The 20,466-nt window shown below is 64.6% G+C and carries 16 protein-coding genes; 9 read left to right on the top strand and 7 right to left on the bottom strand.

What is annotated here, in order from left to right; genetic code table 11:
• Window positions 1–4 precede the first annotated feature (4 nt).
• Complete coding sequence (locus tag ABX298_RS14345) at window positions 5–1,024, bottom strand: transporter (RefSeq protein WP_024086247.1); 1,020 nt, start codon at window positions 1,022–1,024, stop codon at window positions 5–7.
• 306 nt (window positions 1,025–1,330) lie between these two features.
• Window positions 1,331–2,332 carry a Fic family protein gene (locus ABX298_RS14340; RefSeq protein ID WP_286101017.1) on the bottom strand — a complete coding sequence of 334 codons (1,002 nt, stop codon included), beginning with the start codon at window positions 2,330–2,332 and terminating at the stop codon, window positions 1,331–1,333.
• Between the two features lie 179 nt (window positions 2,333–2,511).
• On the opposite strand from ABX298_RS14340, the gene ABX298_RS14335 reads away from it, so the two are divergent.
• The 6 genes from ABX298_RS14335 to ABX298_RS14310 all read left to right on the top strand — a co-directional run bounded on the left by ABX298_RS14335 (window position 2,512) and on the right by ABX298_RS14310 (window position 8,779).
• Window positions 2,512–2,901: a nuclear transport factor 2 family protein gene (locus ABX298_RS14335; protein ID WP_286101016.1), complete on the top strand. Its 390-nt coding sequence runs from the start codon at window positions 2,512–2,514 to the stop codon at window positions 2,899–2,901.
• Window positions 2,902–2,995: 94 nt separating this feature from the next.
• Window positions 2,996–4,495, top strand: a complete 1,500-nt coding sequence (locus ABX298_RS14330) for a cytosine permease (RefSeq protein ID WP_046616768.1) — start codon at window positions 2,996–2,998, stop codon at window positions 4,493–4,495.
• A 13-nt stretch (window positions 4,496–4,508) separates the two neighbouring features.
• The gene (locus ABX298_RS14325) at window positions 4,509–5,939 is read left to right on the top strand and encodes an aldehyde dehydrogenase family protein (protein ID WP_367393253.1); all 1,431 of its coding nucleotides are present in this window, start codon (window positions 4,509–4,511) and stop codon (window positions 5,937–5,939) included.
• A 420-nt stretch (window positions 5,940–6,359) separates the two neighbouring features.
• Entirely contained in the window at window positions 6,360–6,605 is a 246-nt protein-coding gene (locus ABX298_RS14320) for a hypothetical protein (RefSeq protein WP_075043733.1), read from the top strand.
• 346 nt (window positions 6,606–6,951) lie between these two features.
• Window positions 6,952–7,188: a DUF6429 family protein gene (locus ABX298_RS14315; protein WP_075043732.1), complete on the top strand. Its 237-nt coding sequence runs from the start codon at window positions 6,952–6,954 to the stop codon at window positions 7,186–7,188.
• Window positions 7,189–7,561: 373 nt separating this feature from the next.
• Window positions 7,562–8,779, top strand: a complete 1,218-nt coding sequence (locus ABX298_RS14310; protein WP_137162964.1) for a DUF3422 domain-containing protein — start codon at window positions 7,562–7,564, stop codon at window positions 8,777–8,779.
• A 112-nt stretch (window positions 8,780–8,891) separates the two neighbouring features.
• Here the strand turns inward: ABX298_RS14310 and ABX298_RS14305 are convergent, their stop codons facing one another.
• From ABX298_RS14305 to ABX298_RS14295, 3 genes are all read right to left on the bottom strand, one after another.
• On the bottom strand, window positions 8,892–11,303 hold the full coding sequence (locus tag ABX298_RS14305) for a DUF3772 domain-containing protein (protein WP_367393252.1): 2,412 nt from the start codon (window positions 11,301–11,303) through the stop codon (window positions 8,892–8,894).
• A 56-nt stretch (window positions 11,304–11,359) separates the two neighbouring features.
• Window positions 11,360–12,424, bottom strand: a complete 1,065-nt coding sequence (ada, locus tag ABX298_RS14300; protein ID WP_075043729.1) for a bifunctional DNA-binding transcriptional regulator/O6-methylguanine-DNA methyltransferase Ada — start codon at window positions 12,422–12,424, stop codon at window positions 11,360–11,362.
• Between the two features lie 148 nt (window positions 12,425–12,572).
• Window positions 12,573–13,199 carry a DNA-3-methyladenine glycosylase gene (locus tag ABX298_RS14295; RefSeq protein WP_075043728.1) on the bottom strand — a complete coding sequence of 209 codons (627 nt, stop codon included), beginning with the start codon at window positions 13,197–13,199 and terminating at the stop codon, window positions 12,573–12,575.
• A gap of 172 nt (window positions 13,200–13,371) precedes the next feature.
• On the opposite strand from ABX298_RS14295, the gene ABX298_RS14290 reads away from it, so the two are divergent.
• From ABX298_RS14290 to ABX298_RS14280, 3 genes are all read left to right on the top strand, one after another.
• On the top strand, window positions 13,372–13,887 hold the full coding sequence (locus ABX298_RS14290) for a sigma-70 family RNA polymerase sigma factor (protein ID WP_367393251.1): 516 nt from the start codon (window positions 13,372–13,374) through the stop codon (window positions 13,885–13,887).
• Window positions 13,874–14,830 (top strand): FecR domain-containing protein, encoded by a 957-nt coding sequence (locus tag ABX298_RS14285; protein ID WP_367393250.1) that lies wholly within the window; start codon window positions 13,874–13,876, stop codon window positions 14,828–14,830. The genes ABX298_RS14290 and ABX298_RS14285 overlap by 14 nt, the downstream gene beginning before the upstream one ends.
• Window positions 14,831–14,926: 96 nt before the next feature.
• Window positions 14,927–17,395: a TonB-dependent siderophore receptor gene (locus ABX298_RS14280; protein ID WP_367393249.1), complete on the top strand. Its 2,469-nt coding sequence runs from the start codon at window positions 14,927–14,929 to the stop codon at window positions 17,393–17,395.
• A gap of 160 nt (window positions 17,396–17,555) precedes the next feature.
• Here ABX298_RS14280 and ABX298_RS14275 read toward each other — a convergent pair whose 3' ends face one another.
• Window positions 17,556–18,713 (bottom strand): MFS transporter, encoded by a 1,158-nt coding sequence (locus ABX298_RS14275; protein WP_367393248.1) that lies wholly within the window; start codon window positions 18,711–18,713, stop codon window positions 17,556–17,558.
• Between the two features lie 406 nt (window positions 18,714–19,119).
• Window positions 19,120–20,334, bottom strand: coding sequence for an MFS transporter (locus tag ABX298_RS14270; RefSeq protein ID WP_025337646.1), 1,215 nt, complete (start codon window positions 20,332–20,334; stop codon window positions 19,120–19,122).
• Window positions 20,335–20,466: the final 132 nt, after the last annotated feature.

The raw sequence follows: 20,466 nt of genomic DNA, 5'->3' as shown, positions 1-20,466 counted from the left end.
CGCTTCAGTACTCGCGCCGCTTGCGAAACGCCCAGCGCCCCACCAGCACGGTGAAGGTCGCCACCAGGGCCACCAGCACCCAGAAACCATGGGGGTTTTCCGCCAGCGGCACACCCCCGACGTTCATGCCGAAGAAACCGGCGATGATGTTGATGGGCAGCGCCAGCACGGTCACCACGGTCAGGGTGAACAGGGTGCGGTTGGTCTGTTCGTTGAGCTTGGCGGCGATTTCTTCCTGCAGCAGCTTGATCCGCTCACCCAGGGCGGTGAGGTCACTGATCACCAGGGTGAACTCTTCTGTGGCCGCCCGCAGCTGGCGTATGTCCTGTTCCTGCAGCCAGTCGGGCGGCCGGTTGAGCAGGCGCAGCAGCGCCCCCGGCTCCAGCGCCAGCAGGCGCTGCAGACGCACCAGCACCCGGCGCATGCTGCCCAGTTCGGCGCGGTTGTCGCTCAGGCGCTGAGACAGCAACTGGTCTTCGATGCGGTCGACGCTGGTGGTGGTTTCACGCACGATCTGGGTCAGCACATCACCCTGGTCGCGCAACAGATGGACCAGCAACTCGATGGACGAATGAAAGCGCTCGCCATGCTTGACCGACGAGCGCAGCTTGTCCACCGAATGCAACGGCTGCAATCGAGCGCTCACCAGCAACTGGCTGCTGGCGCAGGCCCACAGCGTGGAGATGTCCGAGGACACCAGGCCGAAGTTGAACACCACATCGTTGACCACTGCCAGCAGCGCCGAGTCGGCGTGTTCGATACGGGTCGAGCGCGAACCTTCGCGCAGGGTTTCGAAGAAGGCTTCGGGCAACTGCAGGTGGGTGCGCAACCAGCGCTCGCAGGCAGCATGGGCCAGGTTCAGGTGTACCCACAGAAACTCGCCAGGCTCCAGCGGCTGGCCAAGCGTGCGCAACAACTGCGCCGAATCGATTTCGCGCCCCGGCTGGCCAGGACGGAAGGCGAAGGCGTAGAGCAGGCCGAACAGGTCGTGGTCCTGTGGCAGATGCAGCGCGGGATGGCCCATTCGAACTCGCAATGAGGCACGGGGAGATGGCAGAAAGGTTGCTGAACATTCGTTGCAGTCAGATGACAGCTGGATAGCGGAAAGCCCTTTGGGCTGCGCTGTCGCGTAGAGAGCCGAATTTGCAAGCGGTCCGCATACCCTGTGGGAGCGGCTTTAGCCGCGAAGAATCCAACGCGGTGCCTGGCACCGGCTGCGCCGGTGTTCGCGGCTAAAGCCGCTCCCACAGGGTCCCTGCTAATTCAATGAGTTATGTGCAGCCTTATGAGTACGGGCACGCCCGCTCCCACAAGGTGCGCGGCGCGAAACCTACCTTGCAACCCGCCGATACTGCTGTTTGGGGCTCCGTGGTGATTCGGGATCGGTCATTTCGATCAACCCGGCAGCGAGTGCCGGGTACAAGTAACTCTTGCGGAATGTGGCACGGTGCGAGAGGCCCAGCTGGTGCATCAATTCGCTGCTCTTCAAAGCAACGCCTGCAGGCAGCACATTCAAGAGGCTCGCTACTTGGTCGGTTACTTGGTCGGTTACTTGGTCGGTTACTTGGTCACTGTCTTCTGCTTCGATAAGCGCCCGCAACAAGGCTTCGAGCATGAACTCGACAAATGGGGTTGCTTCAGCAGCTTGGTCGGCGGCGGCCAGGGCAGCGTAGTAAGCGTCCTGCTGCTCACGAATAACGGTTTCCACCGGCAGGTATGCCAACACCGGCCGCCACTGGCTGAGGAGAAGGGTCTGCCATAACCGTCCCATCCGCCCATTACCGTCAGCAAATGGGTGGATGAATTCAAACTCGTAGTGGAATACACAACTGGTAATCAGCGGATGCCAATCGTTGTTCGCGAGCCAGTGCAACAAATCCTGCACCAGCGTCGCCACCCGACTGGCCGGTGGCGCCATATGCAGAAGGCGAGTGCCGCGATAGATGCCCACCCCTCCACGCCGGTAGCGGCCAGCGTCATCTATAAGCCCATGCATCAGCATGCCGTGCGCAGTGAGCAGATCGTCCTGGGACTCAGCGCGCCAACCAGGCATCGCATCGTAGGTCGCGAACGCGTTACGGACTTCCTGGATTTCACGTGGCAAGCCCAGAACCCGCTTGCCATCCAGCAAAGCGGTTACCTGCTCCACGCTCAGGGTGTTGTTTTCGATGGCGAGCGATGCCTGGATGGTGCGGATCCGGTTGCCTCGGCGCAGCTGTGGCGTCAGCGCGCCATCACGGTAGGCAGTCAACAATCCCACTTGCTCGCTGATTTCGGCAACCAGAGCCAGAATGCGGGGGGTCACCGTCAGTGGTGGTTGGTAATTGCTCATTGCCTACAGCCCATGGGGATCAGCTGCCACCTTAATCCACAGATCACGCGGGGGTAAAGAAAGCGCAGCCATCACTTCACAAATTCCTGAACTGATTATTTGCCCGCAGCGATTTTTCCCCTCGCCAACCGCTACCAGAATCGCTTCACCACAATCACAAGAACCGTGAGGCCACTCCCGTGGACCAGACACTCCAGGTACGGCAAGCCGCCGCCGACCTCGTTGCGGCGTTCGCCAGCAACGACACCGCTCGCTATTTCGCCTGCTTCAGCGAAGACGCCACCTTCCTTTTCCACACCCTGCCGCAACCGCTGCTGTCGCGCCATGCCTACGAGCAACTCTGGGCCCAGTGGCAGGCCGACGGGTTTGCGGTGCTCGCCTGCGAATCGGGCAATGCCCAGGTGAGCCTGCAAGGTGATGTGGCGATCTTCATGCATGATGTGGCCACGCACATCCACATCGCCGGCGAAGAACACCAGTTGAGCGAGCGCGAGACCATCGTCTTCCGCCGCCACGGCGAACGGTGGCTGGCCTGCCACGAGCACCTGTCGGTCGTATCGCCGGCCTGATCATCCATTTACGCGGCCCTGCCGCCCTGCCATCGCACCCACAATAAGGCCCGCGTATTGCGCCGGCCCACAACAACCGCGCTGGAGCATCACCATGAGCCACTCGACCGGTATCGAGACCAACGGCGTCGAACAGATCCCCGACGATCAACGCGACGCCTCCCCGCTGGACCTGTTCCGCCTGATCTTCGGCGGCGCCAATACCTTCGCCACGGCCGTGCTGGGCAGCTTCCCGGTGCTGTTCGGGCTGTCGTTCCAGGCTGGTGTGTGGGCGATCCTGCTCGGCGTCGGCGTGGGCGCGCTGATCCTCGCGCCCATGGGCCTGTTCGGCGCGCTCAACGGCACCAACAACGCGGTGTCGTCTGGGGCGCACTTTGGCGTGCACGGGCGCATCGTCGGTTCGTTCCTGTCGCTGCTCACCGCGGTGGCGTTCTTTTCGCTGTCGGTGTGGAGCTCGGGCGACGCCCTGGTCGGCGGCGCCAAGCGCCTGGCCGGCCTGCCGGAAACCGACCTGACCCTGGGCCTGGCCTATGGCCTGTTCGCGGTGCTGGTGCTGGTGGTGTGCATCTTCGGCTTCCGCTTCATGCTGTGGGTCAACAAGATCGCCGTGTGGGCCTCGAGCCTGCTGTTCCTGCTGGGCATCGTTGCCTTTGCCGGGCCGTTCGATGCCGGTTACGCGGGCAGCGTAAACCTCGGCCAGGCGGGCTTCTGGGCGGCATTCGTCGGTGCGGCGATCCTGGCCATGAGCAACCCGGTGTCGTTCGGTGCGTTCCTCGGCGACTGGTCGCGCTACATCCCGCGTGAAACGCCCAAGGCGCGCATCATGCTGGCGGTGATCGCGGCCCAGGGCGCGACACTGATCCCGTTCCTGTTCGGCCTGTGCACCGCCACCCTGGTGGCCACCCAGGCGCCGGACTACATCGCCGCCAACAACTACGTCGGTGGCCTGCTGGCGGTGGCGCCAAGCTGGTTCTTCCTGCCGGTGTGCCTGATTGCGGTGATCGGCGGCATGTCCACCGGCACCACGGCGCTGTACGGCACCGGCCTGGACATGTCCAGCGTGTTCCCACGCCTGCTCAGCCGTGCCGGCGCCACACTGCTGATCGGCGTGCTGGCGATCGGCTTCATCTTCGTCGGCCGCTTCACCTTCAACCTGGTGCAGAGCGTGTCGACCTTCGCCGTGCTGATCATCACCTGCACCAGCCCGTGGATGGTGATCATGATCCTCGGCCTGATCACCCGTCGCGGCTTCTACCATGCCGACGACCTGCAGGTGTTCACCCGCGGCCAGCGTGGCGGCCACTACTGGTTCCTGCATGGCTGGAACTGGCGCGGCATGGGGGCGTGGATCCCCAGCGCGGCGGTGGGCCTGTGCTTCGTCAACCTGCCAGGGCAGTTCGTCGGCCCGCTGGGCGACCTGGCCGGCGGCATCGACCTGAGCCTGCCGGTCACCCTGGGGCTGGCCGGCGTGCTGTACCTGCTGCTGCTCAATCTGTTCCCCGAACCTGCCGGCGTGTATGGCCCCCAGGGCCCGCGTTGGGTGCGTTGCAAAAGCACCGCGCACACGCCGGTAACCACCGCCGAAATGGCCTGACTGGAAACCGACCATGACCACTTCCCACTACATTGCCGGCCGCTGGGTCGAAGGCCAGGGCAGCGACTGCATCAGCGTCAATGACCCGGCCCTTGGGCAACCGTTTGCCGAACTGATGGCTGCCAGCGTCGCCCAGGTAGACCAGGCCGTGACCGCTGCCCGTGGCGCCCTGCCCGCCTGGAAAAACACCAGCGCCAGCGAACGCGCCGCCTACCTGCGCGGCTTTGCCGAACAGCTCGGGCAGCGCCGCGAAGCGTTGATCGCCTTGCAGATGCGCAACAACGGCAAGCCACGTCACGAGGCGGAAATCGACCTGGACGACGCCATCGCCACCTTCGGCTACTACGCCGAACTGGCCGAGCAACTGCCATCGAAGAACCGTGATGTGCCGTTGGCTGCGCCGGGTTTCAGCGCTCGCACCCGCCTGGAACCGGTGGGCGTGGTCGGCCTGATCGTGCCGTGGAACTTCCCGCTGGTGACCAGCGCCTGGAAGCTCGCCCCGGCCCTGGCCGCCGGTTGCACCGTGGTGCTCAAGCCGTCGGAAGTCACCCCGCTGATCGAACAGGCCTACGGCCAGATCGCCGATGCCCTGGGGCTGCCGGCCGGGGTGTTGAACATCGTCAACGGCAAGGCCGAGACCGGCGCTGCACTGAGCAACCACAATGGCCTGGACAAGCTGTCGTTCACCGGCAGCAATAGTGTCGGCAGCCAGGTAATGCGCAGCGCTTCGGCGCAGTGCCGGCCGGTGACGCTGGAGCTGGGCGGCAAGTCGGCGATCGTGGTGTTCGATGATTGCGACGTGGGCCAGGCGGTGGAATGGATCGTCGCCGGCATCACCTGGAACGCCGGGCAGATGTGCTCGGCCACTTCGCGGCTGCTGGTGCAGGACGGCATTGCCGATGCATTGCTGCCGCGTTTGCAGGCCGCACTGGAACAGCTACGGGTCGGTAATCCATTGACCGAAGAGGTCGAAATGGGGCCGCTGACCAGCCAGGCGCAGTGGCTGAAGGTGGCCGGCTACTTTGCCACGGCGCGGGAAGAAGGCCTGCAGTGCCTGGCCGGTGGCAAGGCGCTGGACCGTGATGGCTGGTTCGTCAGCCCGACGCTGTATGCCGATGTGCCGAAAGACAGCCGCCTGTGGACCGAGGAAATCTTTGGCCCAGTGCTGTGCGCGCGTCGCTTTGCGACCGAGGAACAGGCGATTGCCGAGGCCAACGATAGCCGCTTCGGGCTGGTGGCTACGGTGTGCTCCGCCGACCTGGAGCGCGCCGAGCGGGTGGCCGATGCGCTGGAGGTTGGCCATGTGTGGATCAACTCGGTGCAGGCGGTGTTCGTCGAGACCTCGTGGGGTGGCACCAAGGGTAGCGGGATCGGGCGTGAGCTGGGGCCTTGGGGGTTGTCGGCCTACCAATCGGTCAAGCATGTGACGCGTTGTCTGGGTTGAGATTTCCGGGGCCGCTTTGCGGCCCTTTCGCCGGCAAGCCATGTGCCATCCCTGTGGGAGCTGGCTTGCCGGCGATCGAGGGCGAAGCCCTCGCCTTGGCCCCCTCAGATGTAAGACTTTTCTCAACCTGAAACCAAATGCTTCAGCTGGAAGTAGCTTGGGAATTATCCTACCCGCGCCGCAGCCGTTTCTCTGTTGTTGAACAGGAGCATCAGGGCTAATTTCCCCGGGTCGTCAAAAATGGCGACCGGGTGTGAGAGCCCGTGCTGATCTGGTTGCAACCTCAACGGTAGCTGTGCGCGGGCAGGCTTGGTCCTGGCCGGGTTCCTAGGTCTCCGGTCTCTCACCCCGCGTACGGCTGCCACCCGATCCTGTGAGAGGGAATGGGGTGGTAGCTCCTGACCGACCTAGGGAAACGCAATGAATAAACTTGTGCCCGATCCACCTGTAAAACCTGGCTCCCGCCCGTTCTACACCATCAACAACGACTTGCCCTCACCCGAGGCACTGCGATACGTCTCGCAGTTGCTGCTTGGCATCGAGGACACCCTCGACGAATACATCTGCGCCAACGCTGGCGAACCGGGCATCGGGTTGTTGGTCAATACCGTGCATAACGTGCAAATGACCCGGGCGCTCAGCCAGTTGCTGTTGAACCGCGAGTAAGGCCTGGAATTGATGCCGGGCTCACCGGCCCCTTCGCGGGTAAACCCGCTCCCACAGGGATAGCGCAGGCCTGAAGGGCATCACCGTACCTGTGGGAGCGGGCGTGCCCGCGAAGAATCCGACGCGGTGCCTGGCACCGGCTCCGCCGGTGTTCGCGGGCGCGCCCGCTCCCACAGGGATAGCGCAGCCTGAAGGGCAGCACCGTACCTGTGGGAGCGGGCTTGTCCGCGAAGAGGCCGGCACAGGCTTCACAGGATATGTCGCAAAAAAGCCATTTCGAGAACACGTTTAGTAAACATGTCGCTGCCAGCGACACATAGATGCAGCACTGAACGAGGCCGAGATCATGACCTATGACGACAAGTTGATCGAAGAAGCTGTACTTGCCCTGTTAGCCACCTTCAGCTTCAACGGAGGCAGTGCCTGGAAAGGTTTTGACTTCGAGGTAATGAACAATCTGCATGAGCAAGGCTTTATTACTCAACCGCGGGGCAAGGCGAAATCAGTTCGGTTGACACCTGAAGGCATGGAGCGAGGGAAGCAAATCGCAGATCAGCTGTTCGCTGAAAAACCCGAACAGTAATGATAGCGGGACTTCTTTGCGGCGCAGGCCTGAAGGGCAGCGCGCTACCTGTGGGAGATTGCCCAGCCCTTTGGGCTGCGCTGTCGCGCAGAGAACTCAGTGCGCAAGCGGTCCGCGTACCGTGTGGGAGCGGGCGTGCCCGCGAAGAATCCGACGCGGTGCCTGGCACCGGCTCCGCCGGTGTTCGCGGGCGCTCCCGCTCCCACAGGGATAGCGCAGCCTGAAGGGCAGCACCGTACCTGTGGGAGCGGGCAAGCCCGCGAAGAGGCCGGTACAGGCGACACAAAACTCTGCGCCCGCGTGACTTTCCCCGCCCCCTGCAAAGTCCCACTTCCTGGTACCCCCACAATCACAACACCAGGCCGGACCACCCATGCACCCTCAACGCACCGCCTTGCACAACGAACTGCACGCCCGCCCGTCGCTGTATTTCGACGGCCCGGCGCATGTCTTCCACCTGGCCTTGCTCGGCGGCGATGCTGCGTGTGCGGCACTACTGCAACGCTGCTGCCCGGATGCCCTGGACACCGCAGCCGCCCAAGGCATCACCCGCCTGGATGGCCATCCGTTCAAGTGGGAACGGCACACCGAGTTCTTCACCCTGACCCTGGTGGTGCCCTGCACTGCCGCCGACACCGAGTGGCAAACGCTGCCGCCGGTGCTGGCCGAGGCTATCGCCCCGCAAGCGGCGCAGGTGATCAACGCGGTGCAGGTGCTGGTCCGTGACGAACAGGAACTGGACCTGCCCCACTACGGTTTCAAGGACCCGTGCGGCTCCTGCGTCGGCGGTGGCGATGCGGTGGTGTGGAGCGATTTTCGCCTGACCGAAGACGGCACCAACCGCTTCCTGTTCATCAACCGTCGCCTCAATGCCTACCGCCAGGGCCGCATGATCCGCCGTCTGCTGGAGATCGAGACCTACCGCATGATGGCCTCGCTGACCTTGACCACGGCCAAGGACCTGAGCCAGGAACTGGATGCCTTCGACAAGACCCTGGTCAGCCTCTCGGAGCGCAGTGCCGGGGTCGATGGCCATGATTCCAAAGGGTTGCTGGAGGCCATTGCCCACCTGTCACGCCAGGTGGTCAGCCGCACGGTGAAAACCCGCCACCGCTTCGGCGCCACACAAGCCTATGCGCAACTGGTGTTCGAGCGCCTGGGCGAGCTGCGGGAAAGTCATGTGGGCGACTGCCAGCGCCTGGGGGTGTTCATCGAACGCCGGTTCAAACCGACCGTGCGCTACTGCGCGGCCACCGAGCAGCGCCTGGAGCAGTTGGCGAAGAATGTGGCCAACCTGGGCGACCTGTTGCAGGCACGGGTACAGGTGGAGATGGAAGAACAGAACGCCGAGATCCTGCGCAGCCTCAATGCCCGGGCCGATGCCCAGGTGAAGATCCAGCGGGCGGTGGAGGGGCTGTCGATCATTGCCATCACCTACTACCTGCTGAACCTGTTCAAGCTGCTGTATGGCGGGCTGAATGTGCTGGGGTTGGGGCTGACGGCGCGGGATGGGCTGTTGGCCATGGCGCCGCCGGTGCTGTTGGTGTTGCTGGTGATTTTGCTGAGGATCAGGCAGGCCAAGCAGCATTGAAGGTTGGGGGCTGCTTTGCAGCCCAATCGCCGGCAAGCCAGCTCCCACAAGGACCGCGTCGACTTCAAGCCATACGCAGTACCTGTGGGAGCCGGCTTGCCGGCGATTGGCTTCACACCGACTCGTCAGCCGAGCGAGCGCCCTCCTGCACCAACACCATGCTCTGCGGCGACGACAGGGCAATACCTTCATCACGCAGGCGCCCAAGAATGGTGAACAACAGGTCGCTGCGCGTACCGGACACCTGCCGCGGCCCCGCCACGTAACCACTCACACCTATCACCATGCCGCTGCTGGTCAGGTCCTTGAAGGTGACCGAGGTGGCCGGCGCATCCAGAATCGCCTCGTGCTCCTGGTAAGCCGCCAGCAGCAGTTCACGCACGCGGTTGGCATCGGTCTCCAGCGGCATGGTCAGGGTAATGCCGACCACGCCAAGGGCATTGCCCATGGTCACGTTGCGCACGTTCTGCGAGATGAACTGCGAGTTGGGCACGATAACCGTCGAGCGGTCAGACATCTGGATCTCGGTGGCGCGCACGTTGATACGGCGAATGTCGCCCTCGACGCCCGCCAGGCTGACCCAGTCGCCCACCTTGACCGGGCGCTCGGTCAGCAGGATCAGGCCGGAAATGAAGTTCTGCACGATCTGCTGCAAGCCGAAACCGATACCCACCGACAGGGCACTGACCACCCAAGTCAGGCTGGTGAGGTTGATGCGCAGGGTCGACATCACCAGCATGGCCAGGAAGATGAAGCCCAGGTAACCCACCAGGGTCACCAGCGAGGCACGCATGCCGGCGTCCATGTCGGTTTCCGGCAGCAGGCGATCGCTCAGCCAGCGCTTGACCACGCGGATGGCGAACAGGCCGCCGAGGAACATCACCACTGCCAACAGGATGTCCTGGGGGACAATGTTCATGTTGCCCAGCAGCTTGCCGCCGGTCTCGTCCCAATCACCCAGGCTCAGCAGCAGCTCGCTGGGGCTGGTGCCCGATGGCATCAGTGCCAGCAACAACGCCAGGAACAGCACCACGGTGCGGCCGATGCCGGCCAGGATAGTGCTGGCCTGGGCCTGGTGACGTGGCGCCAGGCCAAGGGTCGAGGCCAACGCCAGGCCGCCGGGTTGGCGGGGCGACAGCAGGGTTTCGCAGAGGTCGCCAAAGAACGTGGTCAGCAGGTAGGCACAGGTGATCACCAGGCTGACCCACAGCAGCTTGGCGGTGAGGAAGTAGGCGAGTGTCAGGTAACCGGCGAGCAGGGCCAGCAGGATCAGCGTCAGCCAGATCACCATCACGAACGGGATCAGCCCGGCCAGGCCCGTTGGGCGCTCCAGGTCATGCTTGCGCAGGGTGCGGCGGTAACGCAGCAGCGCACCGGCGAAGGTGACCGCCACTACCAGCGCGGTCAGGCCGTTGACCGCCACGGTCAGCGCCAGGCTGGCACCGATCACGCTGTTGATGCGTTCCATGGTCATCATGACCATCAGCGCCAACGCCAGCACCTTGGGGAACCAGCGCAGGGCGCTGGCCACTTCGTCGTGAATCGGCGGCAGGCGCCAGGACGGGCGTTGCAGCATCAGCATGGCGCGGCCCAGGCCGGTGATGAAGGCGCTGAACACCACCAGGGCAAGTACATGGTTGGCCAGGCTGGCAATATCGGCGCCCAGCTCGGCGCTACTCTCCAGCCCCCATCGCAGCAGCGAGACCGAACCGGCGATGGTACCCAGGGTTGCCAGGCTCACGCCCAGCGCCAACGCACTGCGGCGCAGGCGGCCTTCGGGTAGCCAGCTGACCATGGCGTCGGCCAGCAGGCGCTCGAGCACGCGGCGCACCAAGGTCCAGACCAGGATTGCCGCCACCAGGCTGGTAATGAACAGCCAGCGATTTTCGGCGCTGAAGGCACTACCGATGGCATCGGCCGTCTCGCCACGCAGGTCGCGCAGGCGTGCCACATCGTCCTGGGTGGGGCGAATGATGCTCTGCCAGAACGCCGGGCTCAGCGGTGAGGCCGCGCGGCTGGTGATCTGCGAGTTGAACTGGCTGCGGCGCAGGTTGACGATTTGCGTGGACAGGTCGCGGGCCGACTGGGTCAGCTTGGTCGCCTGGTCCCGTTGGGCTACCAAGGCCTTCTTCTCGGCCTCCAGCTCCTTGCGCTGCTGGGTCAGGGTGGCGGCCTCGTCCGGCTGGACCGGGCCGATGACCTTGAGTTTGTCGTCGACTTTTTCCACATCCGTGGTGCGCAAAGCACTTAACGCATCGGCCTGGCGCTGGACCTGCATGGCGCCCAGGCGCAGTTGCGACAGCAGATCGTCGTTGGCCTCGCTGGTGACACCCTGGCGGATCTGGTCCAGTCGATCGCTCAACTGCTCGATGCTGGCGTTTTCATCCAGCACGTTCGCTTCGGCAACCGCCAGATTGGACAACGGCGTGGCCGGGGCCGACCAGGCCGGGCTGGCAATGGCCAGCATCAGGGCCATGAAAACCATCAGGCCTGGGCAAAAACGGGCAAGGCTGACACGCCTCATCGAATATTCCTCTTTACAATTCGATTTGGCGGGGGATTCTACGCGGCTTCAGGCAATCAGGAGAGTGCCGTTTCTCGTTTGAGCAGTTGCTGTTTGCGCTCGACGCCCCAGCGGTAGCCGCTGATGTCGCCGTCGCGGCGCACCACCCGATGACAAGGGATGGCCACGGCGATGTGGTTGGCCGCGCAGGCCATGGCCACCGCACGCACCGCCTTGGGCGCGCCGATGCGCTCGGCGATGTCGGTGTAGCTGACCCGGCTGCCGGCCGGCACCTCGCGCAGGGCCTGCCACACCCGCTCCTGGAACGCAGTGCCTTGCACATCCAGGGGCAAGGCCAGGCCCAGCGCCGGGGCTTCGACGAAGCCCACCACCTCGGCGACCAACCGTTCGTAGGCACTGTCGCCACCGACCAGGTGGGCCTTGGGGAACTGGTCCTGCAGGTCGCGCAGCAGGGCCTCGGGGTCGTCGCCCAGCAGGATCGCGCAAATGCCCTTCTCGCTCTGGGCCACCAGGATCGCGCCTAGAGAGCACTGGCCGAGGGCGAAGTGGATGGTTGCCCCGGCGCCGCCGGCGCGGTATTGCCGCGGGCGCATGCCCAGGCGCTGGTCGGCGCTTTCGTAGAAACGGCTGTTGGAGTTGTAGCCGGCGTCATAGATGGCATCGGTGACAGAGCGCTGGCCATCTTCCAGGTGCGCGCGCAGGCGCCGGGCACGGAAAGCGGTGGCGTAGGCCTTGGGGGTGAGGCCGGTTTCGGCCTTGAACAGGCGGTGCAGGTGGAAAGGGCTGACGGCCAGTTGGGCGCTGAGTTGATCGAGGCTGGGCGCGGGGTCGCTGGCTTCGATCAGCCGGCAGGCGCGGGTGACCAGCTGGCTGTGGCGGGTGGCGCAGGCGCTGGCGCTGGTGGTGGCAGTGCAACGTTTACAGGCGCGGTAGCCGGCGGCTTCGGCGGCGGCTGGGGTGTCGTAGAACTCGACGTTGGTTCGCTTGGCGAGGCGCGATTTGCAACCGGGGTGGCAGTAGATGCCAGTGGTGCGCACGGCGTAGACGAAGTGGCCGGTGGCGGCGGTTTCGCGGGATTCTACGGCTTGCCAGCGTTGGTCGGGGGTGGTGTAGGGGTTCATTGGTAAATGTCCAGATAGGTTGTTGCCTGTGCCGGCCTCTTCGCGGGTAAACCCGCTCCCACAGGCACTTCCACAGCTTTGTAAGTCTATGCAGTACCTGTGGGAGCGGGTTTACCCGCGAAGAGGCCGGCACAGGCGGTGCAAGACCTCAGGCCCGCCACAGGTACCAGGCCGCCACGGTACGGTATGGCCGCCAGCCGCCACCCAGCGAACGCATTTGCGCCGGCGTCGGCGCCTTGTCCAGCCCCTTCAGCCGCCGATACCCCTCGCGCACGCCAAAATCGTCGACCGGCAGAACGTCCGAACGCGCCAGGCTGTAGATCAGCAACATCTCCACCGTCCACCGCCCTACCCCGCGCAATGCCACCAGCCGTTCGATCAACGCGTCGTCAGCCATGGCCAGTGCCTCGTCCCGGCTCGGCACCAGGCCATCCAGCCGGCCCTGGGCAATAACCTGGATCGTCGCCATCTTGCTCGCGGAAAAACCACAGGCGCGCATGGTTTCTGGTGTAACCGCCAACAACTGCTCCGGCCCCGGGAACGCAGCCTCCGGGAACAACGCCAGCAAGCGCCCAAGAATTGCCTCGGCAGCACGGGCATGCAGTTGCTGGTAGGCAATCGCCCGTACCAGCACTTCGTAAGGCTCACGCCCCGGCGTAGCCTGGTGCAGGCAAGGCCCGGTCGCCGCGATATGCCGCGACCAGTCCGGGTCGAGCGCCGCCAGGTATTCGGTGGCCTCGCGGTACGCGTCAGGCGAAAGGTCGGCCCGGATCATGGCACCTCCATCAAGTCGATTGCAGGTCCAGCTTAGTGCAGCCGTTCATCGGGCAAACGCCGGTTCTTGCGCGGCTAATTCCTGGCGTGCCATTGCTCCGCGCCATCGTCCCCGCATAGAATTGAGAACTATTCACAATCGCATATATCCACAGGACCGGGCCTTCGCCAAGATGCAGATCAACGACACGCTCAAGCCGACCGAGGTCGCTCTGCTCTACCAGGCCCACCACCGTTGGCTCAGCGGCTGGCTGCGCAGCCGGGTAGGTTGCAGCGAGCACGCCGCCGACCTGGCCCAGGATACCTTCGTGCGGCTGTTGCGGGCCCGCCAGCTTTCGCCGCTGAAGGAGCCACGCGCCTACCTCAGCAGCATCGCCCGTGGCCTGATGATCGACCAGTTCCGCCGCCGCGCGCTGGAGAGGGCCTACCAGGAAAGTCTGGCTCACCTGCCCGAAGCCGAAGTGCCCAGCGAAGAAGATCGACTGGTCATCCTGGATACCCTGGCGCGCCTCGACCGTGCCCTGCACCAGCTGAAACCGCGTGCCCGCCAGGCTTTCCTGCTGGCTCAGCTCGATGGTTTGAGCATCATGCAGATCGCCCTGCGCCTGGGTGTGTCGCGGGCCACCGTCGAGCGGGACCTGGCCAAGGCCCTGGGCGTCTGCTACCGGTTGCGCTATGCCGACGCCTGACAACGCGCCCGCGCAGGCGCAGGTCGACCAGGCCATCGACTGGCTGGTGAAGCTGCGCTTCGACAGCCCCTGCCCGCGTACCGAGCAGCAGTTCCAGCACTGGCTGGCCAGCCATCCGCACAACCCCTTGGCCTGGCAGCGGGTCAGCCACCTCAGTGACGAACTGGCCGGGCTGCCCAAGGGCCTGAGCCGCCGCACTCTGGATGGCAGCCAGCGCGAGCGCATCAGCCGCCGCGACCACCTCAAGCTGCTGACCGTGCTGGCCGTGGGCGGCAGCCTGGGCTGGGCCGCGCGCGAACCGCTGGGCATACCCCAGCTGCTGGCCGACAGCAGCACTGCCACCGGCGAACGCCGCCAGCTGCAAGGCAGCGATGGCAGCCGCATCCAGCTCAACACCGCCAGCGCCATCGACCTGCGTTACAGCGCCGAGCAGCGCCGGCTGCAACTGGTGCGTGGCGAGGTGAGCCTGGACAGCAACCCCAACGATAACCGCCCGTTCCGCATCGACACCCGCGTTGGCCAACTGGCCACCCTCGACGGCCAACTGCTGCTGCGCGAGAACGACCAAGGCCTGTTGCTGGCGGTACGCCGGGGCGAGGTCACGCTGTTCCCCACCTCTGCCTCGCCTCGTCGGGTGCTGCCAGGCGAAACCTTGCAGGTGTGGGCCAGCGGCAGCTTCCAGGCGGTGACGCTGCACAGCGACCCCTGGGGCTGGACCGACGGCGTGCTCAGCGTGCAGCAGATGCCGCTGGGCGAGTTCATCGCCGAGCTGGCGCGTTACCGCCCGGGCCTGCTGCGCTGTGCCCCGGAAGTGGCAGACCTGAAGGTGTCCGGTACCTACCAGCTGGCTGACACCGCGCAGATCCTGCAGCTGCTCACCCGCAGCCTGCCGGTGCGGGTCGACTACCGCACGCGTTATTGGGTAAGCATCGGTGCGGCCTGAAAAATTTCTGAAAATAAATGAGGTGGAATCTCATTCTCGTCCGGCCTGAAGGAACAAAACCCGAAAAGTGGTCTTCACAACCTTCAGGAGCGCTTCATGATTGCCCCGTGTTCCCCTCGCAACGACAGGCTGCGCCGTGCCGTGCGCGCGGCCGTGTTCGGCCTTGGCCTGGCAACTGGCGGTGCCTTCCCGGCCATGGCCCAGGCTGCAGCGGCCAGCCAGAGCCAGCAGACCGACTGGAACATCCCGGCCGGCCCGCTGGCCCCGGCGCTGGACCAGTTGGCCCGCCAGGGCGGCCTGAGCCTGTCGTTCGACGCGAACAGCCTGCAGGGCAAGACCACCCGCGGCGTGCAGGGCCGGCATGACAGTGCGGGGGCGCTGTCGATCCTGTTGCAGGGCAGCAACGTGCAGGTCCAGCAGGAAAGCGCAACCAGCTTCCTGCTGATCCCGGCGCTGGATGTGGGAAACGCCCTTGAGCTGGGCGCGACCAGCATTTCCAGCGACCGCCTGGGCGAAACCACCGAGCACACCGGCTCCTACACTACCGGCGAAGTGACCATCGGCAAGATGCCGCAAACCCTGCGCCATACCCCGCAATCGGTCAGCGTGATAACCCGCCAGCGCATCGATGACCAGAACATCACCAACCTGACCAACCTGCTGGAGCAGACACCCGGCGTGGTGGTCAACTACACCGACAGCGAGCGAGTGCAGTACTACTCGCGTGGCTTTGCCATCGATGCCATCCAGTATGACGGCGCCACCGTGGTGCAGAGCAGCGGTGGCGGTTCGTTCATCCAGACTGACTCGGCGTTCATCGACCGCGCCGAAGTGCTGCGCGGCGCCACCGGCATGCTGCGTGGCGCCGGCAACCCGTCGGGCACGGTGAACCTGGTGCGCAAGCGCCCGACCCATGACTTCCAGGCTACGGGCAGCGTGACCCTGGGCTCGTGGAATGCCCAGCGCTATGTGGCCGATATCTCCGGCCCGCTGACCGAAACCGGCAACGTACGCGGGCGGGTAATCGCCGTGCATGACGACCGCGACCTGTTCCAGGACTCGCGCATGGAGCGCAAGGAAGCGTTCGGCGGCTCGCTGGCCTTCGACCTGGACGACAGCACCACGCTGACCACCGGTGTCGAGTGGACCAAGCTCGACGCCACTGGCGCCTGGGGCAACCTGCCCGCCGACGCCAGCGGCGCCCCCCTGCCCTTCGGCCGCAGCACCTACCTGGGCGCCGACTGGAACCGCTGGGACCGCAGCAACCTGAACACTTTTGCCGAACTGGAACACCGCTTCGACAACGACTGGACGCTGAAGCTGATGGCCCTGCGTACCCACTTCGAGCTGGACGACCATGGTTTCAAGCAAACCTACATGGAGCGCGCACCGGCCAACCTGAACCCCACCGGCAACCCGTACCTGATGCGATACCAGGTTACCGAAGGCGACGGCGGCGAGAGCCTGCAGAACAACCTGAGCGCCACCCTCAACGGCCCGTTCGACTTGTTTGGTCGCACCCACGAGCTGATGGTCGGCGTCGAACGGATTCGCAACGATTCCTACGCGTCGGCCACTAACCGGGTGATTTCCGGGCTGTACGACATCCGCTACTGGGACCCGAAAACCAGCCTGCCCGAGCCGGACATCGACATCACCGCACACCCGGTGCGCACCCGTACCACCCAGCAAGCCGCGCACGCCACCTGGCGCATTTCGCTGGCCGAACCGCTGACCGCGATCATCGGCGCGCGGGCCAACTGGTATGACTACGAGCAGGAAAACAACACCGGAGCCAACGGCAAGTTCAGCGTCGACGAGAAGATCGTGCCGTACGCGGCGCTGATCTACGACCTGAATGACAACTTCAGCGTGTACGCCAGCTACACCGAGATATTCAGCCCGCAGACAGTGGTGGACAAGAACAACTCGGTGCTCGACCCGATCATCGGCGAAGCCTACGAAACGGGCATCAAGGGCGAGTTCTACGATGGCCGGTTGAACACCAGCCTGGCGTTTTTCCGTATCAACCAGGTGGGTACGCCGGTGGATGACATGTCCACGGAGATCGGCTGCAACGGCACCACCGGCCGCTGCAAGATCGCCTCGGGCAAGAGCCGCAGCGAGGGCATCGACCTGGAGATTTCCGGCGAAGTGCTGCCGGGCTGGCAGGTCACCGGTGGCTACACCTACAACACCACCGAGTACCTGAAGAACTCGGCAGCCACCAATGGCAACGCGATCCGCACCACCGACCCGGAGCACATGCTGCGGCTGTTCACCAGCTACCGCCTGCCGGGCACGCTGGATGCCTGGACCATTGGCGGCGGCGTGCAGGCGCAGAGCGATATCTATTCCGAAAGCGGCACGGCCAAGGCGACCCAGGCGGGGTATGCGGTTTACAACGGCATGCTCGGTTATCGCATCAACGACAACTACTCAGTGCAACTGAACGCCAACAACATCTTCGACAAGAAGTACTACCGGCAGATCGGTACCACGGCGACGGGGTACTACTGGGGGGAGCCGCGCAATGTGTCGGTGACCTTGCGCGGGAGTTTCTGACGGGGCAACACGGTCGCCTTGTGGGAGCGGCCTTGTGTCGCGAAAGGGCCGCGAAGCGGCCCCAGGGTTTCAACTGCACCGGCCAGATTGCTGGGGCCGCTTTGCGGCCCTTTCGCGACACAAGGCCGCTCCCACAGGTATTGCGCAGCCCTGGAAAACCTCAGTCCGCCACCGCCCGCAACCGCCCCGCGCGCCGGTACGACTGCCGGGCAAAGCACACGAACAACCCGGCCATCAGCGCCAGCGCGATGGGCAGACCATGCGGCGCCACATCCATCGCCGCACCGCTGACCAGCGGCCCGACCAAGCTACCCACACCCCACAGCAAGCCCACGCTGGCATTGGCGGTAACCAGGTCCTGCCCCTTGAAGCGCTGCCCGATCAGCACCAGCGCCAGGGTATAGATGCCCCCTGCCACGGCGCCCAGCAGCACCAGCAGCGGCCACAGCAGCCAGGTCAGGTTCAGCAGCCAGGGCAGGCCGATACCGATCGCCATCGCCAGCAGCCCGCATACCAGATGCAGCCCGGTGCGCTCCACCCGGTCGGCCAACCAGCCAAGCGGCAACTGGAACACCATGTCACCGGCAAACACCACGGTCACCATCAGCGCCGCCACGCCCACGGCAAAGCCATGGCTGGTGGCATACACCGGCAGCAGCGACAGCACCACGGCATCGAAGAACGAGAAGAACAGCACCGCCACGCACAACGCCGGCGCCACACGGAAGAAACCGGCCAGGCCGAAGCTCTTTTCACCCTCTTCATGTTCCACATGGTCGTTGGGCACGGTCAGCACGATGCACAGCAGCGCCAGGCCATAGCAGGCGGTGACCACACCGGTGATCCACGGGCTGTCGGCGCCCAGCACCGCCAGCATGGCCGGGCCGAGCACCTGGAAGCCGGTGAAGCTGGTGGCGTACAGGGCCATGATCTTGCCGCGGTTGTGCTCCGGGCACAGTTCGTTGACCCACGACTCGCCGAGGATGATGGCGATACCCATGCCCAGCCCCAGGCCCAGGCGCAAAAGCGCCAGCAGCCACAGCGAGCCGAACGCCGACTCGAGCAAGCCAATGCTGAGCGTGCACAGGCTGAAGCACAGCAGGTAGATGGTGCGCCGGGTGAGGTGGCGACAGCAGGCGTCGACCAGGAACGCCGAGAGCATCATGCCCGCAGCGGGGATGGCCGAGATGATGCCGATTTCCAGGGTGCTCGCACCGGCTTCATGCAGGCGCAACGACACCAGCGGCAGGCTGGCCCCCAAACTGAAACCCACGACCGAAACGGCGAACAACAGGCCCGCCAGCAAACGCATGTTCATGTACCACTCCTTGCAAACCGAAAAGACGTGCAGACACAGGCGCGCACGCCAGGGTGGCGAGCGACGCGAAAGCGCAGATCAGTTCAGGCGAGGTGTGGCGAGAAGGTGAAGGCAAACAGCACGCTGCGGCGACGCTTGAGCACCGTATCGCTCGGCCACGCACAACGCAGGGCCTGGAAGGCAGGCTGGCGGGCGTTTGGCAGGGACTGGGTACGGCACATTGCTTTGACTACTACGCAGGTGGTTGGGGAAAGGCGGACTCTAGGCCACCGCAGGTTGGCTCGTCAATTGCCCAGGGGGCCTCTACGAGGCCCTTTCGCGACACAAGGCCGCTCCTACAACAGTACGCGGTCCCCTGTAGGAGCGGCCTTGTGTCGCGATGGGCTGCAAAGCAGCCCCGGCAACCTCAGCGCTTGCCGGTACTTGGCAAGAACACCGCCAGCAACCCGAACAACGGCAGGAACGAACACAGCTCGTACACGTACTCGATGCCACGCAGGTCCGCCACATACCCCAGCAAGGCCGCACCGATGCCACCAAAGCCGAACATCAGCCCGAAGAAGATCCCGGCAATCATGCCCACGCTGCCCGGCACCAGCTCCTGCGCATACACCACGATCGCGGAAAACGCCGAAGCCAGGATAAAGCCGATCACCACGCTCAACACGGTGGTCCAGAACAGGTCGGCATACGGCAGTACCAGGGTGAACGGCGCCACGCCGAGGATCGAGAACCAGATCACCGCCTTGCGCCCGATGCGATCACCGATCGGCCCGCCAAAGAAGGTACCTGCCGCCACCGCACCGAGGAACAGGAACAGGTGCAGCTGCGAGCTGGCCACCGACACATCGAACTTCTCGATCAGGTAGAAGGTGAAGTAGCTGGTAAAGCTGGCCATGTAGAAGTACTTGGAGAACACCAGCAGGCCCAGCACGATCAGCGCCGCGACCACCCGCCCGCGGGAAATGCCGTGGGTCGCCTGCACTGCCTTGCGCGCCTTGGCCTGGTTGAGGTGCTCCTTGTACCAGCCACGCAGCATCAGGGTGACGCCGAGGAAGAACAGCGCAGCCAGGCCGAACCAGGCCACGTGGCTCTGACCGAACGGAATGACAATGGCCGCCGCCAGCAGTGGGCCCAGCGCAGAGCCGGTGTTGCCGCCGACCTGGAAGGTCGACTGGGCCAGGCCGAAGCGCCCGCCCGAGGCCAGGCGCGCAATACGCGAGGTTTCCGGGTGGAAGGTCGACGAGCCGATCCCCACCAGCGCCGAGGCCAGCAGAATCATGGGGAAGCTGCCGACGAAGGCCAGCATCACTATACCCACCAGGGTACACAGGGTGCCCAGCGGCAGCAGGTTCGGCGCCGGTCGGCGATCGGTGAAAAAGCCGACCCAAGGCTGCAGCAGCGAGGCGGTGATCTGGAACGTCAGGGTAATCATGCCGATCTGGGCGAAGCTCAGGTCGTAATTGGCCTTGAGCATCGGGTAGATCGCCGGCAGCACCGACTGGATCAGGTCATTGATCAGGTGCGCCAGGGCGCAGAAACCGATGATGCGCATCACCAGCGGCGTGGCTTGGCTCGCCGCCGCACTGGTGGGCGCCGTGGAGGCGCTACTGATAGCCATGTGCCTGAATCTCCGTCAGCAGTTTGGGATCCGATTATCGGGAAACAAATAGATACATAGCTACCTTTTTTATCCCTCTGTCGTGACGCACTTGAAAATGGTTATCAATATAATTAGCATCCTTGGCCCATA

The sequence above is a fragment of the Pseudomonas sp. X4 genome (assembly GCF_040784925.1).
Classification (GTDB): Bacteria; Pseudomonadota; Gammaproteobacteria; order Pseudomonadales; family Pseudomonadaceae; genus Aquipseudomonas; species Aquipseudomonas putida_Z.
The sequence above is the reverse complement of the archived record's forward strand: the minus strand, read 5'-3'. Positions and strand labels throughout refer to the sequence as shown.

Coding starts and splice junctions, on each gene's coding strand:
- ABX298_RS14285 (WP_367393250.1), top strand. CDS start 13,874: ATGCCGACGCCTGACAACGCGCCCGCGCAGGCGCAGGTCGACCAGGCC.
- ABX298_RS14330 (WP_046616768.1), top strand. CDS start 2,996: ATGAGCCACTCGACCGGTATCGAGACCAACGGCGTCGAACAGATCCCC.
- ABX298_RS14310 (WP_137162964.1), top strand. CDS start 7,562: ATGCACCCTCAACGCACCGCCTTGCACAACGAACTGCACGCCCGCCCG.
- ABX298_RS14290 (WP_367393251.1), top strand. CDS start 13,372: ATGCAGATCAACGACACGCTCAAGCCGACCGAGGTCGCTCTGCTCTAC.
- ABX298_RS14325 (WP_367393253.1), top strand. CDS start 4,509: ATGACCACTTCCCACTACATTGCCGGCCGCTGGGTCGAAGGCCAGGGC.
- ABX298_RS14275 (WP_367393248.1), bottom strand. CDS start 18,713: ATGAACATGCGTTTGCTGGCGGGCCTGTTGTTCGCCGTTTCGGTCGTG.
- ABX298_RS14315 (WP_075043732.1), top strand. CDS start 6,952: ATGACCTATGACGACAAGTTGATCGAAGAAGCTGTACTTGCCCTGTTA.
- ABX298_RS14345 (WP_024086247.1), bottom strand. CDS start 1,024: ATGGGCCATCCCGCGCTGCATCTGCCACAGGACCACGACCTGTTCGGC.
- ABX298_RS14295 (WP_075043728.1), bottom strand. CDS start 13,199: ATGATCCGGGCCGACCTTTCGCCTGACGCGTACCGCGAGGCCACCGAA.
- ABX298_RS14280 (WP_367393249.1), top strand. CDS start 14,927: ATGATTGCCCCGTGTTCCCCTCGCAACGACAGGCTGCGCCGTGCCGTG.
- ABX298_RS14305 (WP_367393252.1), bottom strand. CDS start 11,303: ATGAGGCGTGTCAGCCTTGCCCGTTTTTGCCCAGGCCTGATGGTTTTC.
- ada (WP_075043729.1), bottom strand. CDS start 12,424: ATGAACCCCTACACCACCCCCGACCAACGCTGGCAAGCCGTAGAATCC.
- ABX298_RS14320 (WP_075043733.1), top strand. CDS start 6,360: ATGAATAAACTTGTGCCCGATCCACCTGTAAAACCTGGCTCCCGCCCG.
- ABX298_RS14270 (WP_025337646.1), bottom strand. CDS start 20,334: ATGGCTATCAGTAGCGCCTCCACGGCGCCCACCAGTGCGGCGGCGAGC.
- ABX298_RS14340 (WP_286101017.1), bottom strand. CDS start 2,332: ATGAGCAATTACCAACCACCACTGACGGTGACCCCCCGCATTCTGGCT.